The sequence below is a fragment of the Pantoea dispersa genome (assembly GCF_019890955.1).
Lineage (GTDB): Bacteria > Pseudomonadota > Gammaproteobacteria > Enterobacterales > Enterobacteriaceae > Pantoea > Pantoea dispersa.
Genome location: NZ_CP082346.1, coordinates 3,823,501 through 3,840,289 on the forward strand (window position 1 = coordinate 3,823,501; position 16,789 = coordinate 3,840,289).

At 60.2% G+C, this 16,789-nt stretch carries 13 protein-coding genes; all 13 read right to left on the reverse strand.

Annotated elements, in window-relative coordinates:
* Positions 1-5: 5 nt before the first annotated feature.
* The 13 genes from K7H94_RS17820 to dppB all read right to left on the reverse strand — a co-directional run bounded on the left by K7H94_RS17820 (position 6) and on the right by dppB (position 16,597).
* Positions 6-308 carry a BrnA antitoxin family protein gene (locus K7H94_RS17820; RefSeq protein WP_058775497.1) on the reverse strand — a complete coding sequence of 101 codons (303 nt, stop codon included), beginning with the start codon at positions 306-308 and terminating at the stop codon, positions 6-8.
* Entirely contained in the window at positions 289-588 is a 300-nt protein-coding gene (locus K7H94_RS17825) for a BrnT family toxin (protein ID WP_058771045.1), read from the reverse strand. The genes K7H94_RS17820 and K7H94_RS17825 overlap by 20 nt, the downstream gene beginning before the upstream one ends.
* A gap of 222 nt (positions 589-810) precedes the next feature.
* Positions 811-1,815, reverse strand: a complete 1,005-nt coding sequence (locus tag K7H94_RS17830; protein WP_222951419.1) for a family 8 glycosyl hydrolase — start codon at positions 1,813-1,815, stop codon at positions 811-813.
* Positions 1,816-1,824: 9 nt separating this feature from the next.
* Positions 1,825-2,271, reverse strand: coding sequence for a cellulose biosynthesis protein BcsD (gene bcsD / locus K7H94_RS17835; RefSeq protein WP_058758083.1), 447 nt, complete (start codon positions 2,269-2,271; stop codon positions 1,825-1,827).
* On the reverse strand, positions 2,271-6,074 hold the full coding sequence (locus K7H94_RS17840; RefSeq protein ID WP_222951420.1) for a cellulose biosynthesis protein BcsC: 3,804 nt from the start codon (positions 6,072-6,074) through the stop codon (positions 2,271-2,273). Before K7H94_RS17840 ends, bcsD begins: the two co-directional genes overlap by 1 nt.
* A gap of 11 nt (positions 6,075-6,085) precedes the next feature.
* Positions 6,086-8,605, reverse strand: coding sequence for a cellulose biosynthesis cyclic di-GMP-binding regulatory protein BcsB (gene bcsB, locus K7H94_RS17845; RefSeq protein WP_222951421.1), 2,520 nt, complete (start codon positions 8,603-8,605; stop codon positions 6,086-6,088).
* Complete coding sequence (bcsA, locus tag K7H94_RS17850) at positions 8,602-10,707, reverse strand: UDP-forming cellulose synthase catalytic subunit (RefSeq protein ID WP_222951422.1); 2,106 nt, start codon at positions 10,705-10,707, stop codon at positions 8,602-8,604. Before bcsA ends, bcsB begins: the two co-directional genes overlap by 4 nt.
* A 61-nt stretch (positions 10,708-10,768) precedes the next feature.
* A complete protein-coding gene (gene bcsQ, locus K7H94_RS17855; protein ID WP_222951423.1) occupies positions 10,769-11,569 on the reverse strand; it encodes a cellulose biosynthesis protein BcsQ in 801 nt (266 codons plus the stop codon).
* A complete protein-coding gene (gene bcsO, locus K7H94_RS17860) occupies positions 11,560-12,192 on the reverse strand; it encodes a cellulose biosynthesis protein BcsO (protein WP_222951424.1) in 633 nt (210 codons plus the stop codon). Before bcsO ends, bcsQ begins: the two co-directional genes overlap by 10 nt.
* Before the next feature lie 474 nt (positions 12,193-12,666).
* The gene (gene dppF / locus K7H94_RS17865; RefSeq protein ID WP_021507018.1) at positions 12,667-13,677 is read right to left on the reverse strand and encodes a dipeptide ABC transporter ATP-binding subunit DppF; all 1,011 of its coding nucleotides are present in this window, start codon (positions 13,675-13,677) and stop codon (positions 12,667-12,669) included.
* Positions 13,667-14,653: a dipeptide ABC transporter ATP-binding protein gene (gene dppD / locus K7H94_RS17870; RefSeq protein WP_021507019.1), complete on the reverse strand. Its 987-nt coding sequence runs from the start codon at positions 14,651-14,653 to the stop codon at positions 13,667-13,669. The genes dppF and dppD overlap by 11 nt, the downstream gene beginning before the upstream one ends.
* 12 nt (positions 14,654-14,665) lie before the next feature.
* A complete protein-coding gene (gene dppC / locus K7H94_RS17875) occupies positions 14,666-15,568 on the reverse strand; it encodes a dipeptide ABC transporter permease DppC (protein WP_021507020.1) in 903 nt (300 codons plus the stop codon).
* A gap of 9 nt (positions 15,569-15,577) precedes the next feature.
* A complete protein-coding gene (gene dppB / locus K7H94_RS17880) occupies positions 15,578-16,597 on the reverse strand; it encodes a dipeptide ABC transporter permease DppB (protein WP_021507021.1) in 1,020 nt (339 codons plus the stop codon).
* Positions 16,598-16,789 lie beyond the last annotated feature (192 nt).

A 16,789-nucleotide genomic window follows, 5' to 3' on the forward strand; every position in this document is an offset into this window, starting at 1 on the left:
GCACACTATTTACCCTGCAGTTCTCTTAGCATCGCGGCTCGCAGGATCGCGTTGAGGCGCGTCTGGTAACCTTTGCCAGGCGCCTTCAACCACTCAAGAATATCCGCATCGATTCTGATCGAAGCCTGGGTTTTTACCGGGCGGTAAAAACGCCCCCGTTCGGCAGCCTGCCAGAAACTGTCATCTAACGGCGCAATATCATCACACTGGATGTCGCTGTCCTGTTTCCGGCTCAAAGCATCCAGCTCCGCCTGTTGCTTATCGGTGAGCGGCGGTAATTCACTGCGTTTAAACCTGACTTTGCTCATAGCGCCTCCTCTCAATACGCGTTGCATGGCGTGCGCTGATAATCCTTATTCGCTCAACATCTGTTTCGAAGCGCACCGTATGGGCCACCAGAATGACCACATGCCCCATAACATTACCAATGGTTTGCCAGCGATATTCCCCATTTTCATAACGATCCTGCACCGACAGGTGGAAAGGATCCTCAAACACGCGGGCTGCAACTTCAAAGCGGATACCATGCTTGCGGAAATTTGTTTCCGCCTTGGTGGTATCCCACTCAAACTCCGGTTCCGTTTGCATTTATCATACACTTTTGTCTATACATTTTAGCATGACAAATTGCGTGTAGTACGCGACGATGGTGTTGATCGGGCGCAATAGCTGCGCAGTCAGTACAGGAATGAAATGAAATACAGACAGGTCTGGAATCGAGTGAAACGGTGGAACAGGGTTTGAAGCCAGGCGGGCGGGCCTGATGGTGATCGGCCGGACGGAAGGTTAATTCCGTCCGGCACAGAGAGGCTATCGCTTCTCCTGATAAGCCAGCCAGGTCAGCAGTTGCAGGCTGGCGGAGAAATAGTTTTGCTCCGGCGCTAAGCGGTCGCTGAGGTAGCCGGTTTGGTTGAGCGTCAGGTCGCGCACCGCGGTCAGGCCACCTTCCATATTGTAAGGCGCCGGGGTGTTGGCCAGCACATCAAACCACGCTGGCGTGGTGTCGCGCGCGTAGCCCTGCCAGACGCGCTGGAAGGGCACCAGCCGCAGGCTTTGCGGATCGTACCACCAGATATTCAGCGGAATACGGATCGCGTCATAGCTGAAGTGGTTGGAATAGCCGACCGCCGGCGCGACGGAGCCATCGGCGTTCAGCGCCACCCAGTCCAGCGGCAGGCCGGTTTTGCCAAACTGCATGTCGCCCAGCAGCGCAAGGCCATCATCAATCAGCGTGTTCCACACGCGCAGATGGCTGTGCTGCGCAAACTCCTGCCATGCGGCGAACAGGAAATAGGAAGGGTTAAGCACCACATAGCTGGTTTTATTGAAGCCCTGCGCGCCCGGCAACATCACCTTGCGGCCGGCGTAGTCGATCACCGTTAGCTTGATGACCGCGCGCTGAATGCGATCCGACGCCTGCTGATAATCACCGCCCCACTTCTGTGCCGCGCGCTGCAGCGCCCAGGCGATCAGCACATCCCCGTCCGAGGCATCATTTTTATCGGCGATGGGATCGGCTGCACCCGGCGTATAGCGCCAGTAGAACAGGTCATTCTGCGGATTGCGCAGATGGGTACGCGTCCACTGCCACAGCAAATCAAAGGTGGCGCGATCGTTATACGCCACCGCCAGCAGCATGCCGTAGCCCTGGCCTTCGGTGTGGCTGACGTTGTTGTTGGCCGTATCGCTGATGCGGCCGTCGCTGCTCATAAAGCGGCTTTTGTAACTGCTCCAGCCATCGGCCGCCGCCTGAGCACTGAAAAATATCACCATGAAACACAGCATCCACTGACGCCAGAACCGCATCACTCTCATCACAGCTTCCTATTGGTATCGATAATGCAGCGTGCCGCCGTCGATTTTTTCCAGCGTCAGCGGTACCGCCGCGCTGCCACCCTGCGCACGTAGCCACTGCGCGTACACGCCGGCCAGCACTGCGCTCAGCGCCAGCTGCCAGCGTTCTGCATCAAGCTGGCTGTCGCCCTGCGGCAGGGCATGGTGCTCAAGCATAATCGCGTTCTGCTGCGGCTGCAGCTGAACAAAGCCCCAGTTAAAGCGCGCCAGCTGAAGATTAATTTCGCGCTCCAGATCCTGCACGGTGCGCGCCTCCGGCAAAGGATAGCGCGTTGCCAGCAATTCGCCCACGCCGTTGAGGAAGGCTTCCGCCTCCGCGCCAGCGTTATCCAGCATGCTCTCAATCATCACGCTGACCAGATCAAACCAGCCCGGCTGATACGGATGGCTGATGCGTGCGCCCGGTTGCTCACTCATTAGTTGTCTCCAAACAGATAACGGAAGTACAGATTGGCTGTGCTTTCGTTGTAATCGCCAAAGGTGTCATAGCCGAGCTGGCCGCCGATGGTGACATCTTTATTAATCTTATAATCGGCACCGGCGTGCAGGTTATAGCCAATGCCGTTTTTGCTCTCACCGCTATAGTAGGCGCTTTTGACAAAGCCCTGATCGGCGAGGCTTTGCAGCTGGGACTGCAGCGACGGATCGTTGGGGAAATACGCGCTCTTGTCCTGGCTGTACGACTGATAGCCGACCGAACCGCCAACGTTGACTTTCAGGTCATCAAACTTGCGGCTGAAGTCGACAGGGAACGACACCGCGGCATAATTCTGCGGACTGAAATAGCCGCCCTGACCGTAGCTGAAGTAACTCAGGTTTTTGGAGAAATCCATCCACGACAGGCTCATGCCGACCTTTAGCTCGCGGTCGTCGTAGTGGAAAGGCCGCACGTAAGCGCCAGCCGTGGCCTGCACGCTGTTGTTGCTCGCCACGTTCTCGCCCAGATAGCTGTAAGCACCGCCGCCGACGTAGAAACCCGCGTCGCCGTTATCGAAGCTCAGCATGGCGTTGCCGCCGTTTTTGGTGACGCGCCCCCAGCGCTTGCCGCTGGTCTTGTCCTCCACGCCAACGTACGACAGCAGACTGTCGGTCATGGCGCGGCGTTCACCGGTGAGGATCAGCGTCAGGAAATCGGTCAGCTTCGGTGACCACTGCACGCCGCCCACCAGCGTACTGAGATCCTGGCCGAGCGGCGTGCTGCCGAGATCGATCTTATAGCTGTCGCCCTTCAGCGCCATATTCAGTTCCACGCCGGTGGCCTTTTGCGAATCGGTCGACGAAGACGGCGTGTCGTCTATTTTGGCCGCGCCGGATGCCACTACATTGCCCTGCACCAGCGCGTTGCTGCCGAAGCGACGCCACGCATCACCGGCCGCACTGCCAGCGGTGAGCGACACCGGCGTCATAGTAAAGTCGAAGCGTGACTCGCCGAACGGCACGGTCGAGAAGGTCAGCGGCGCTTTGGCTTCAGTCAGCTTGCTGAGCCCCGATTCGCCGTCGCGTCCGCGCACCTGCATCTGCCCCTGTACCCAGGTGCCGGTTTTCTCCTGCAGATTGTCCATCATCTCGTCAATCTGACGCAGCGTCTGGCTCTGCCGGACCTCCGGCGTGGTGCTCGCCAGCGTGACGTCCTGCGCGCTGCTGCTGGTGGCCGGTGCCGTTTGCCAAGGCATCACTGTGCCATAACTGGAAGGCGAACCGGACACTGGCGAGGTGCTGCGGTTGATAAACGGATTGTCCGCCAGCGCCAGGCCGCCAACGGTCGGCACGCTGCCGCTCTGTGCGCCCTGCAGACCAATCAGCTGGCCGCGCGCGCTGCGCAGGTAGCTCATCGCCTGGCTGTGCTCGCCGTTGGCTTCCGCCACGCGTGCCAGCAGTAACAGGCGATCCGGCGTCTGCTCATTGCGCAGGCCGCGGGTTAAGGTGTTCGCTTTGTCGATGTCGTTCTGCGCCAGCGCCACATCAATAGCACCGGTGCGCGCATCCTGAGTGGGCGTATCCTGCGTCAGCAGATAGTCATACACCACGCCCGCTTCTTTGTTCATCTTGCCGGACTGATACAGACGCGCCATGGCAAACATCAGATCGCGGTTCTGCGGATCGTGCTGCAGCGCGCCCACCAGCTTGTCATAGGCGGCGGCGTACTGCTTCTGCTCGCGCAGGCGATCGACTTCATTGATGAGATAACCGTTGCGGATACCGGCCAGCTGCGTGGGCGTACTGCGCGCCTGCAGCTCCGGACTGCTGAGGAAGCTCTGCGCTTCTGTCGTCAGTCCCGCCTGATTCAGTACCGCCACCTGCGCGGCGTAATCACCGGCGTTGCCCTGCACGCCGCGCTGCATGTTGCCGTGCACCACCGTCACCGCCGTGGTGAGATCGCCGGCTTTGGCCAGTTTCTGTGCCAGATTACCGGCATCGACCGGATTGGCGGGCGGCGTGGCGGCCAGCGCGCGCAGCGTATTGGCCGCTGCCGCGTCAGAGCCCTGCGCCAGATAGCGATCGGCGGTGGCCATTTGCAGATTGAAATTCACGCGCTGCGCCAGTTCGCGCATCTCGCTGTTCTTGCTGCCGTTGGGAATGCGCGCCAGCAGCTGGCTGGCCTGCTGCCAGGCACCGCTCTCGCTGGCGTTGAGCGCACCGGCATACAGCTCGCTGGTGCTGGCACCGCTGCGCAGGGTCGGCTGCATGACGTTGGCAGCCAGTAAACTATCGCCCTGCGCGCGGTAGATGCGCGCCAGATCGAGTCGCAGCCAGCCGTCGCTGGGATAGCGCTGAATGGCGCTGTTCAGCGTGGCGATGGCCGCACTGCGGTTGCCTGCCGCCAGCTCGCGTTTTGCCTGCGCACGCAGCGGATCGCTGCTGTTACCGCGCGGTGCCACGCTCTGGCGCACGCTGTCGGGCAATGATGCCAGCAGGGTATTGGCTTCGGCGCTGCGGTTTTGCTGGCGCAGCACGTAAAACAGTCCCTCTTTGGCGCTGCGGTTATCGGCATCGCTCTGCAGAATGGTCCGGTAGGTTTGCTCCGCCTGCTGCAGCTGATTGCTGCGGCGCAGCACATCAGCGCGGAACAGCTTCGCCGATATACCTTTTTCGCCCTCAGCCTGCGTCAGCGGCTCACTCAGCGCCAGCGCCTGCGCGCTGTCACCGTTTTTCAGCGCCTGCTGGGCATTCGCCAGCTGCGCGTAAAAGCGGGCGTCGGCCGCCTGCTGCTGACGCTGCTGGCTCTGATCGCCGCCCATCTGAGCGGCGCGCGTCAGATAAGCGGCGGCTTCGGCGTAGCGTCCGGCGCGCTGCGCCACGTAGCCCATACCGGCCAGCGCATCGGCGTCCTGCGGGTTGGCCTGCAGCACTTTTTCAAAGTTATTCTGCGCACCGCTGACGTCGCCGCTGTTCAGCGCGCTAAAGCCCGCGCCCTTCTCCGCGCCGCCGACATTTTTGCGGTAGTAATCCACCACGGCGCTGTCCTGCGGATGGCGCTGCTGCCAGGTCTGGTACAGCGCGGCGTCCGACGCCTGCGGCGCCAGCCACAGCAGCGCCTGACGCAGCGAGCGATCGGCCTCTTTATTACCGTCCGCCATGCTGGCCAGCACATCAATACCCTGGCGGCGCGTCGCTTCCTGATAGGTCAGCGCTTTGCCCAGCGCCAGCTGAGCGCCGGTATCCTGCGGATGGTCGGCGGCAAACTGCCGCAGCGCCTCCACCGCCTGGGGCAGCAGCGTGCGGTCGCCGGCCATGGTCAGATAATATTCTGCCGCCACGCTGGGTGGCGGCTCGTTGCCGCTGAAGGTGTTGCGCCAGGTTTGCAGCGCGGCGGCGATGTTACCGCTGCGCGCCTGCTGACGCGCCAGCGACAGCTGCGCCTGCGGAATGCTCTGCAGCTGCCGCGCGTTGTCCAGCTCCGTCAGATGCGGATCGTTGGGCGATACCGCACTCAGGCGGGCGCGCCACTGTGCCGCATCGGCCGCGCTGCCGCTTTGCTGTGAATAGAGCGCCAGCAGATACAGCGCCTGGGTATTGTTCGGCTCCACCATCAGGATTTTTTGCAGCGAGGCTTTCGCCAGATCGTCATGCGCTTTCTGATGCCAGTAGGCCGCCTGGTCGAACAGTGCCTGTAACGCCGGATTGGTGCTCTCCGCCGCCAGCAGCGGCTGTGAGAACGTCAGCGCGCCGCCCAGCAGGAACGCCTGACGAATACCGGCACTTATCAGCTGTTTTTTCATTATTTTTATCCTTACTTCCGGCCGGAGTGGCTATCGTCTTGCGGGTGGAGACGGCGCCACGCGTGGCGCTTCAGCATCACCCAGGCCGCACTGCCGATCAGCGCCGACAGCAGCAGCGCCGCCAGCGCCATCAGTACCGAGTGCTGGTTGGCATACCACACCACCATCATGTACCACGGCATTTCACCGCTCGGGAACTGCGGCCCGACGCGGAAGCTACGGATGCCGTTCTCATCGGTGATGATGGCGGTATCACCGCGGATGCCGGCGTTGATGCGCGCCGAATTCAAATCATCGTGCAAACGCAGCAGTTGCTGATCGCTGGTGGCAACCGTCATCACCACCAGACGATCGGCGCTCCACGGTGAGCGATAGCTGACAAAGCCGCGCCACGCTTCATTCGAGGAGAAGTAGCGATCGGCATCCAGCTGCTGGCGAGACCAGTCACCGGTCAGCCAGCCGCGCAGCTTATCGACGGTGGTCGGCTCTTTAACGCCCAGCGTGTTGCCGCTGGTCTGGTAAGCGGTGCCGGCCAGCATCTGCTGCGTGAAGGCGCTGTGCTGCATGGTGCTCACCGCCAGCACATCGCTGTGCTGCAGGCGCGTCAGATTGGTGCCACCGTTCGGCAGGCCAAATAACACCTGATTCTGCACCAGCGGCACGCCGGTGGCGTTACCGGCGCGCGCGGCCATGTCCAGTAACGTGGCGATCTCGGCATCACCCGGCGCCTCCGGCAGCAGCAGCGTGGTCTGCGAAAAATCCGCCAGCCGCGAGAACGGGAACGAGGCACCGACGAAGTACGACAGGTTCGGCAGCATGGTGAAGTGGCGCGTGTGGCTCAGATCGATCCACGAATCCTCTTCGATACGACTCTTGATGTTGTTGTTGAGCAGCACGCCGCACGGCGCATCCGCCTTTGGCTTGATATTGAAGTAGAGCGCCAGCTGGTTGTCGCCGTAAATCAGGTATGGCTCCAGCTTCAGCGTGTACTGCTCCTGGCGTGCATCCCCGCCCAGCCGGTGCCAGGCGCTCTCCAGCAGCCCGACTTTGTTCACCGTCAGGTTGCGCAGAAAAGTACCGTTCAGCGTGACGTTGAGGAACGAATTGTTTTCATCGATCCAGCTTTCCGACGGGAAACGGTAGTGCAGATTGACCGGAATCGCGTCGCCGTCCCACAGGAACAGATCCGGCGCCGCGCGGAAGTTAACCCGCAGCGCATCGTGCCAGATACCGGTGGTGGTCAGGCTCTGATCTTTACGCAGCAGCTCGCTGAGACGCACCGGGCGGCTGGTGTTGATCCAGCGCGGTGCGTCGTACGGTTTGCGCGTGCCAATCGGCTGCGGCGGTACGTTCAGGCTGCTGGCATCGGTGGCCAGCGGCTGCGTGGTCAGGCGGTTGGCCGCCTGGCGCAGCTGGGCATCATCTGCACCGACCACCAGCAACAGTTTGTACACCGGATTGTTGGGGTTATCGATCACCTGCAGCAGCGGCCCCTTCGCCGCAGGCAGCGTCACGCTGCCGATTTTGTCACCCGGATGGCCGATCAGGATACCGTTGTGCTCGGGCAGATCGCCGCGCACCACCGGGAAACGGATGCCACGGTAATCCGACTGAATGCCGAGCCAGGAAGCCACCAGCGCGGCGGCGCTGACGCTATCCGGCGAAACGTTAGCGGCAAAACCAAAGGTCACGCTGGCGGGCGTCATGCGCTGCACATCAATAAACGGACGCGGGAAGTTGCGCAGGCTGGTGCCGATGTTGAGCTGCTGGCCTTCTAGGCTGAGCGTGGTTTTCGGCAGAATGGTGACCTGATACTGCTGCGCGCTCTCTTTTTCGCACAGCAGCTTGTCGGCATCGTTGATTTTAAAGCTGAGGTTATTACTGGAAACCACCATCGCCGCCGGAATATCCAGCTGATAGTCGCTGACATCGCTGTCGCTGGCACCCAGCGGCAGCGTGCCGAGCGGCTGGCCGTTGAGCATCAGCTGCAGCGACGTGTTGCGCGCCGCCAGCGCGGCAGAGACGCGCAGCGACAGGTTGAGCCGCGCATTAGTGATCACCTCATCACCCGGCAGGGTAAACAGAATACCGGACTGCAGCTGGCCGCCGGTCAGGGTGATGCCGCGCGGCTGTCCCATCTGCGCCACCGAAATGGTGCTGCTCACCGGCTGGTTTAACAGCGCGCCAGCGGGCTCAGCGGCAGCCGGTGCCTCTGCAGCCACCGGCGGTATGACGATGTCAGGCGCCGCCGATGCTGCTGGCGGTGCTGCCTCTGCCGGCGGTGCTGACTCTGCTGGCTGTGCGGGTGCTGTATTTTCCTGCACCGGCGCTGCATCGCCCGGCGTGTACGGCGCGTCGCCCGCGGCCTGCTTCAGCTGCGGATCGGCACTGCCATCCAGCCCCTGCGGCGGCGGTACGTCAGAGAGCGCGGCGCTGTCCTGGGTTACCGCCGGCGTCTCTGCCCAGGCAGGGGCGAGCAGCAGCGTGGTGGTCAGCGCGCTGGCCAGCAGCGTGTACGTCAATGTTTTCATGCTGCGCTGTCCTCTTTGGCCGTTGTCTGGCCATCACGCTTGCGCGCCTCACGGCGATCTTTCCAGCTCAGCCAGAACAGCTCAAAGACGGTACGGATGATGGTGCCGAGCGACACCAGCGGATTGTCCTGCTTATACTCCGGCTGGATCCACGCATCGGCCCGCGCCAGCACCACGCGCACCAGTTCACGGCGGCGCACCAGCGGCATCGCGCCAAAGCGCAGGCGAATGGTCTCCTCATCACCGGAGATCTTGCTCACCGGAATGGTGATGGCACCCGATTTCAGCAGCAGATCGATCTCTTCGATTTCATCGTGCTCATGCCGGTTGTCTGGCGCATCCAGCTGCGCGCCGCCCATCGACAGATCGCTGGTTTGCGTGCGCGAAGAGATGCCGCTGGCATAGTGAATCACCGCCGGGATCTGCACTTCGATACGAATGGTTTTACGCACCTGTTTGGTTTCACGCGCCACGGCAATCGCCGCCATCAGGATGATCAGGCTGAACACCGCCCAGCCGACGTTGAGCGCTATCACATACGGGTCCACCCCGAAGTAATCATGCGCCACGGCGCGCACCACGCCGGCCACGATGCCAATCGACAGCAGCGCGGCAACGATGACGTGAGGCCGCACGATGTGGAAGTCAAAGAAGCCCTGGTCCAGCAGGCCGCCTTTATCCGTCACGTTGAATTTGCCGTGCTTTGGCGACAGCAGGGTCAGCAGGGTCGGAATCACCAGGTGGAAGCACATCACGGTTTCGTAGATTTCACCCCAGAAGGTGTAGCGGAATTTGCCATTCATGCGCGAGTTAACGTACAGCGACATCACCAGATGCGGCAGTACGTAAGCGAAGATGAGTGACGCCGACGAGTGGATAATATTCAGGTTAAACAGCAGGTAAGCCAGCGGCGCAGTGAGGAACGCCACGCGCGGCAGGCCAAACTGGAAGTGCAGCATAGCGTTGAGGTAGCACAGACGCTGCTGCCACCTGAGCCCACGGCCCAGCAGCGGATTGTCGACGCGGAAAATCTGCGTCATGCCGCGCGCCCAGCGGGTACGCTGAATCACGTGCAGGCCCAGACGTTCGGTCGCCAGTCCCGCCGCCAGCGGAATTGCCAGGAACGCCGAGCCCCAGCCGAGACGCTGCATTTTCAGCGCGGTATGCGCGTCCTCGGTGACGGTTTCCACCGCGAAGCCGCCAATCTGTTCCAGCGCGCTGCGGCGGATCACCGCACAGGAGCCGCAGAAGAACGTGGCGTTCCAGTTGTCGTTGCCCTGCTGCACCGGACCGTAAAAAAGCGAGCCCTCATTCGGGATGCTGCGCGCGGCGCGCAGGTTACGTTCGAACGGGTCCGGCGAATAGAAGTAGTGCGGCGTCTGCAGCAGCGCCAGCTTCGGATCTTTCAGGAACGGACCGACGGTGGCCTGCAGGAATGTGCGCGTCGCCACGTGGTCGCAGTCAAACACGCAAATCAGCTCGCCTTTGGTGATTTTCATGGCGTGATTGAGGTTGCCGGCTTTGGCGTGGCGGTTATCGTCACGCGTGATATAGCCGACGCCAACGTCGGCGGCAAATACCGCGAACTCGCTGCGTTTGCCATCATCCAGCAGGTAAACTTTGATCTTATCGCGCGGGTAGTCGATACACTGCGCCGCCAGCACGGTATCCCGCACCACGTCGAGGCTTTCGTTATAGGTCGGCACGTAGACATCGACCGTCGGCCACAAGCGGGTATCATCCGGCAGCGGTTCGATGGTGCGTTTTAATGGCCAGCTGGTTTGCAGGAAGCCGAGAATTAAGATCAGCCAGACGTACAGCTCGGCCAGATATAAGCCGATACCGAGAATCGCTTCAATCTCGGAATTAAACTGCAGCGTTTCCGTGGTGCGCCACCAGATATATCGGGTCGACATCAGCGCGGAAAGAAAAACCATCACAATGGTTATTTTACGGCTTTTACTGAAGCCCAGTAAAAACATCATGCCAATACTGATCAAACCAAAAATATACTGTTTCTGGCTGTCCATAGGCGTGATGACGATTACCGCAGCGACCGGTGCAAGCACCAGCAGCAGCAGGTAAAACCCGAGTTTACTCATGATTCACCCTGAAAAAGCTGTGTTGTTATTATTTGAACCAGGCCGCTGGCGGCCGGGCTTGTTAATAATGACTGCGGATCGGTGCCTGAACTTCGCCGTTGCCTACGTTGATATTCAGGATATTCGCCACCCGTTTTGCCACCAGTTCAATATCAAACGCCGCTGCCGAAGCCGGGCTGAAATCATAGATTGACTGCTGCGAGGCATTGGCCTCAGCCACGCTTTCATCGCGGTGCACCACGCCGAGTAAATTATCGCCCAGCCGCTGCTGCATAAATGCGGTCACTTCACGGCTGATATTCCGGCGATTATCACTTTGGTTGAGCACGAAATAATGACCGTGCTGATTATTTAATGGCTGGCCAATCATGCGATGGTTTTCAATTTGCGGCAGCAGCGCCACCGAGGCGGTATCTGCCAGCATCACCACTAAATGCATATCGGCCAGCGCCTGCATGGCTTTTAACGCCGGACCGGGTCCCGGCGGAAAATCCGCAATAATCACCAGACCCGGATAATTCAGGACGGTATCCAGGCCGCGTTTTAAGAAATGGGTATCGTGCGCCAGGTTGTGTTCGAAGCGCTCACGCTGCGCTTCAGTCACTTCACCGTAAGGCATGACAAAGATGTTGCTGCCGGTGGTGAGGATCGACTGACTCCAGTCAGCCTGCTCTTCCGAGCGCGCCACAAAGCCGCGGCTGTCGTGCAGCGGTACGCCAAAATGCAGGCGCAGCGCATTTTGTACGTCAAAATCGATCGCCAGCACTTTGCTGCCGGCACGCGCCAGACTCCAGGCCAGGTTGGCCGCCATGGTGGTTTTTCCTACTCCCCCTTTTGGCGAGCACACACAAACTAATGGCATAGCGCGATCTTCTCCAGTAACGGTTTGAGCAGTGTTTCTTTAGATAAATGAACCGGTTCCGCCGCACGCGAGCGGAACAGTGCGCCAAAGCGCGAGGGCGTAGCAGGCTCCGGCTGCGCCACGGCGGGCGCAGTGGCCGGTGCTGCGGCAGCAGGGGCAACCGCCTGTTCAGCAACCGGCGCGCTGATCGGCGGCGGTGGGAACAGTGAAGTGGCCGCCTGACGCGCTACGTGCGTGGCTGCCGGTGCCAGTGACGACACTGACGCGGCACTGGGCGCGCTGCTTGCTGGCGGGAATAACGCGCTGCGCGGTGTTTCTGTGTCGGGTGCCGGCGCGCTGGCGGCGAGGCTCTGCAGCAGCGATGCCTTTTCACTGCGGGCGACGGGCGCCGGATTGAGAGCCTGCGGCGGCGCGACAAACTCATCGCCGCGAATCGGCTGCGGCTGCGGCAGATCGACGCGCTGGCCGCTCCCCAGCTCCGGCTCATCATCCGTCGCCAGCTGACGGATGATCGCCCACTGGCTGTGATCGGCTTCCAGCGATTGCCCGGACATATCCTTAAAAGCAATGTCCAGCGTTTGCGTTTTTTCCTGGAAACGCTGCAGATCGTCGTAGTTCTTCATGATCAGAGCCTGTTAAAGCGGAGGGGTAATTTCCGCGAATATAACACACACGTTAAGACACGGTGAGAGAATTCTGATTATTAAAACCGCAGATTCGACAAAAGAGTTTTATCTGAAAGATTGAAAATATGCAGATGCAAAAAGCATGCACTGATTAATTGAGCAGGATTAATAAAAATCGATTAACGGAAATAGCAGCCGGAAGATAATTAGGGTAATTAACTGATAGTAAACAACATATCATTGAGATGTGCAGTTATCTCTGGCCGTGACGGCGCTCACACAATGCGGCACGGATTCAGAATTTGCCTTAACCTTTTCGCTGTGGTTCAGGACCAGCGATTTAAAGATTCAGTCGCGTAATACATTTCTGCCATCGCAGGCGATTAAGACACGTCAGGTTAATTTTACTCATGTATCAGGCCACCAATAACAAAGGCTCCCGCAGGAGCCTTTCGCACTGGCTGGCCGTAATTACGGCGTCGCCACCGGCTGATTCTCATCCTGGTCGACGGCGAAGCAGGCGATTTGCTGCTCACCATACTGCTTCAGTTTCGGCTGCAGCTGCACGCAGGTACCGAAACGACGGCGGCAGCGTGCGTTGAACGCGCAGCCCGGCGGCGGATTCAGCGGGCTCGGCAGCTCACCGGTCAGTTTGATGCGCTCGCGGCGTTCGTCCGGATTGAGGCGTGGCGTGGCTGACAGCAGCGCCTGGGTATACGGATGGCGCGGGTTGCTGAAGATCGCCTCTTTGCTGCCCTTTTCCACACAGCGTCCGAGATACATCACCATCACTTCGTCGGCGATGTGCTCCACCACCGACAGGTCATGCGAGATGAACACATAGGACAGGCCGAGATCCTGCTGTAAATCCATCATCAGGTTGAGCACCTGAGCGCGCACTGATACGTCGAGCGCCGAGACCGGCTCATCGGCAATAAGCACGTCCGGATCGAGCATCAGGCCGCGCGCAATAGCGATACGCTGGCGCTGACCGCCGGAGAACATGTGCGGATAGCGATCGTAGTGCTCGGTTTTCAGGCCCACTTTGGCCATCATCTCCAGCGTTTTTTCCCGCCGTTCCGCTTTGCTCAGCGCGGTGTTGATCACCAGCGGCTCTTCCAGAATCTGGCTGATTTTCTTACGCGGATTGAGCGAGCCATACGGGTTCTGGAACACAATCTGGATTTTCTGCCGGCGCAGCTTTTGCGCCTGCGGATCGTGTTTCAGCAGATCCTGCCCGTGCCAGTACAACTCGCCGGCGGTCGGCGTTTCAATCATCGTCAGCAGGCGACCCAGCGTGGATTTACCGCAGCCGGATTCGCCCACCACCGCCAGCGTTTTGCCACGCTCGAGGTTAAAGGAGACGCCGTCCAGCGCCTTCACCAGGCGCTCCTGGCCGAACAGGCCCTTTTTCACCGGATAGTGTTTTTTCAGGTCAATCGCCTGCAGCAGGTAATCCTGCTTCGTGTTATCAAGACTCATAAGTCGGTCTCCCGGCATCATCCAGTGGGAAGTGACATTTGGACTGGCGGCCCGGAATATCGCGCAGCTCAGGTTCTTCAGTACGGCAGCGGTCGGTCACGTACGGGCAGCGCGGATTGAGCAGACAGCCGTTAGGGCGGTCATACTTGCCCGGCACCACGCCCGGCAGCGACGCCAGCCGCGCTTTGTCGGCGGCAAACTCCGGCAGCGCACGCAGCAGCGCCTGCGTATACGGGTGACGCGGCGCTTTAAAGATATCCACCGCTTTGCCGCTCTCCACCACCTGACCGGCGTACATCACGATGATGTGCTGCGCCGCTTCGGCCACCAGCGCCAGATCGTGCGTGATCAGGATCAGCGCCATGTTCTCCTGCTTCTGTAACTCCAGCAGCAGTTCGATGATTTGCGCCTGAATGGTCACGTCGAGCGCCGTGGTAGGCTCATCGGCAATCAGCAGCTTCGGCTTACAGGCGATGGCCATGGCGATCATCACGCGCTGACTCATGCCGCCAGACAGCTGATGCGGATAGACATCGAGCCGCGACGCCGGATCGGGAATGCCCACCTGCTCCAGCAGGTCGATGGCACGCTGACGCCGCGTGCGCTTGCTGCCGCCCTGATGCACCTTCAGCGCTTCCATGATCTGGTAGCCCACGGTATAGCACGGGTTGAGGCTGGTCATCGGGTCCTGGAAGATCATCGCCACTTCTGCTCCCACCAGCTGGCGGCGCTCTTTTTCGGAGATGCGCTGCAGGTCGCGCTGATTGAACTCCAGCTTCTCCGCTTTCACGCGGCCGGGATAGTCAATCAGCCCCATGATCGCCAGCGAGCTGACCGATTTACCGGAGCCGGACTCGCCGACAATCCCGACGACCTGGCCCTGTTCTACCTGGTAGCTGATGCGGTCAACCGCACGGAACGGTGCCTTTTCGTCGCCGAAATGCACCGACAGTTTTTCTACATTTAATAACGCCATCTCGGTGCCTCTTTACTGCTTGAGTTTCGGGTCGAGTGCATCACGCAAACCATCGCCCATGAGGTTAAAGGCCAGAACCGTCAGCAGGATGACCACTCCGGGGAAGGTCACGACCCACCAGGCACTCTGCGCGTACTGCAACACGTCGGAGAGCATGGTGCCCCACTCCGGCGTCGGCGGCTGCGCCCCCATACCGAGAAAGCCCAACGCGGCCATATCCAGGATGGCGTTGGAGAAACCTAACGACGCCTGCACGATCAGCGGTGCCAGGCAGTTAGGCAGAATATTGATGAACATCTGGCGCAGCGTACCGGCACCGGCCACGCTGGAGGCGGTTACGTAGTCGCGATTGACTTCCACCAGCACCGCTGCGCGCGTCAGGCGAATGTAGTGCGGCAGTGCGACGAAGGTGATCGCCAGCGAGGCGTTGACAATCGACGGGCCAAAGATGGCCACCAGCACCAGCGCCAGCAGCAGGCTTGGCAGCGCCAGCATGATATCGACGAGGCGCATGATCACTGCATCCACCACGCCGCCGAGATAACCGGCCATCAGACCGAAAATCACCCCCAGAATCAGCGACAGCACCACCACCATGCAGCCCACCAGCAGCGACAGGCGCGCACCAAACATCAGGCGCGACAGGATGTCACGGCCGACGTCATCGGTGCCCAGAATAAATTTCCAGCTGCCGCCCTCCTGCCACACCGGCGGGTGCAACAGCGCATCGCGGAACTGCTCAGCCGGGGCATGCGGTGCCAGCACATCGGCGAAGATGGCGATCAGCAGCATCAGAATGATGTAAACCAGGCCGATAACCGCGCCTTTGTTACGTTTAAAATAGTGCCAGAATTCCTGAATCGGGGTCATCGGCTTCGGTGCAGCGGTGACGCTTGCGGGATCAACAGCAGACATGATTCCCCCTTATTTCTTATGACGGATGCGCGGATTCACCACGCCGTACAACAGATCAACCAGCAGGTTGACCAGAATGATCAGGATTGCCACCAGCAGCACGCCGCCCTGCACCACCGGATAATCACGGCGCTGCAGTGCTTCGATCAGCCAGCGGCCGAGTCCCGGCCAGGAGAAGATGGTTTCGGTGAGGATGGCGCCCGCCAGCAGCGTGCCCACCTGCAGACCGATCACCGTGACCACCGGCAGCATGGCGTTACGCAGCGCATGCACCACGATCACGCGCATGCGCGTCAGACCTTTGGCGCGCGCGGTGCGGATGTAATCTTCACCCAGCACTTCCAGCATCGAGGAGCGCGTCATACGTACAATCACCGCCAGCGGAATGGTGCCCAGCACGATGGCCGGCAGGATCATGTGCATCACCGCATCTTTGAAGTCGCCCTCTTCGCCCCACAGCAGCGTATCAATCAGCATAAAGCCGGTGAGCGGATGGCTGTCGTCAAGGAAGATGGTGTCGCTGACGCGGCCGGAGACAGGCGTCAGGTTGAGCTGCACCGACACCAGCATGATCAGCATGATGCCCCACCAGAAGATCGGCATTGAGTAGCCGGTCAGCGAGATGCCCACCGCGGTGTGATCGAAAATTGAGCCGCGTTTCACCGCCGCCAGCACGCCGACCGGAATACCCACGGCAACGGCGAAGATCATGGCACAAATGCCCAGCTCAAGCGTGGCTTTAAAGCGCGGCACGAACTCATCCCACACCGGGATGCGGCTTTTCAGCGAGATGCCGAGATCGCCATGCAGCACGCCGTTGATGTAAGTGATGTACTGTTTCCACATTGGCTGATCGAGACCAAACTGGGCCATCAGCTGCGCATGACGTTCGGGGGAGATACCGCGTTCACCGGCCATGATCAGCACCGGGTCGCCGGGGATCAGGTGAACGAAGGCAAAGGTCAATAATGTAATACCGATGAACGTCGGGATGACAAGGCCCAGACGTCGGAGTATGAATTGCAGCATAAGCCGGATTCTCAGTCATTTTCCGTGGCGCTAACGCCATGGACTACATTGCTCACAATCCGCAGCCGGCATAGCCGGACGCGACGCAAGAAGCGCTTCAAAATCCCCGTCATACTTCACGCTGCATCAGCGCAAGGTAGTGAGGGTTTATAAGAAATTAGCCGGAAATAAAGTGCGGAGTACGGGCGGCGA

Bases quoted from the DNA above. Each gene is read 5' to 3' on its own strand.
- dppF (WP_021507018.1), bottom strand. From the start codon at position 13,677: ATGAGTCTTGATAACACGAAGCAGGATTACCTGCTGCAGGCGATTGAC.
- bcsD (WP_058758083.1), bottom strand. From the start codon at position 2,271: ATGAGTGAGCAACCGGGCGCACGCATCAGCCATCCGTATCAGCCGGGC.
- bcsA (WP_222951422.1), bottom strand. From the start codon at position 10,707: ATGAGTAAACTCGGGTTTTACCTGCTGCTGCTGGTGCTTGCACCGGTC.
- bcsB (WP_222951421.1), bottom strand. From the start codon at position 8,605: ATGAAAACATTGACGTACACGCTGCTGGCCAGCGCGCTGACCACCACG.
- bcsQ (WP_222951423.1), bottom strand. From the start codon at position 11,569: ATGCCATTAGTTTGTGTGTGCTCGCCAAAAGGGGGAGTAGGAAAAACC.
- dppD (WP_021507019.1), bottom strand. From the start codon at position 14,653: ATGGCGTTATTAAATGTAGAAAAACTGTCGGTGCATTTCGGCGACGAA.
- K7H94_RS17825 (WP_058771045.1), bottom strand. From the start codon at position 588: ATGCAAACGGAACCGGAGTTTGAGTGGGATACCACCAAGGCGGAAACA.
- K7H94_RS17830 (WP_222951419.1), bottom strand. From the start codon at position 1,815: ATGAGAGTGATGCGGTTCTGGCGTCAGTGGATGCTGTGTTTCATGGTG.
- bcsO (WP_222951424.1), bottom strand. From the start codon at position 12,192: ATGAAGAACTACGACGATCTGCAGCGTTTCCAGGAAAAAACGCAAACG.
- dppC (WP_021507020.1), bottom strand. From the start codon at position 15,568: ATGTCTGCTGTTGATCCCGCAAGCGTCACCGCTGCACCGAAGCCGATG.
- dppB (WP_021507021.1), bottom strand. From the start codon at position 16,597: ATGCTGCAATTCATACTCCGACGTCTGGGCCTTGTCATCCCGACGTTC.
- K7H94_RS17840 (WP_222951420.1), bottom strand. From the start codon at position 6,074: ATGAAAAAACAGCTGATAAGTGCCGGTATTCGTCAGGCGTTCCTGCTG.
- K7H94_RS17820 (WP_058775497.1), bottom strand. From the start codon at position 308: ATGAGCAAAGTCAGGTTTAAACGCAGTGAATTACCGCCGCTCACCGAT.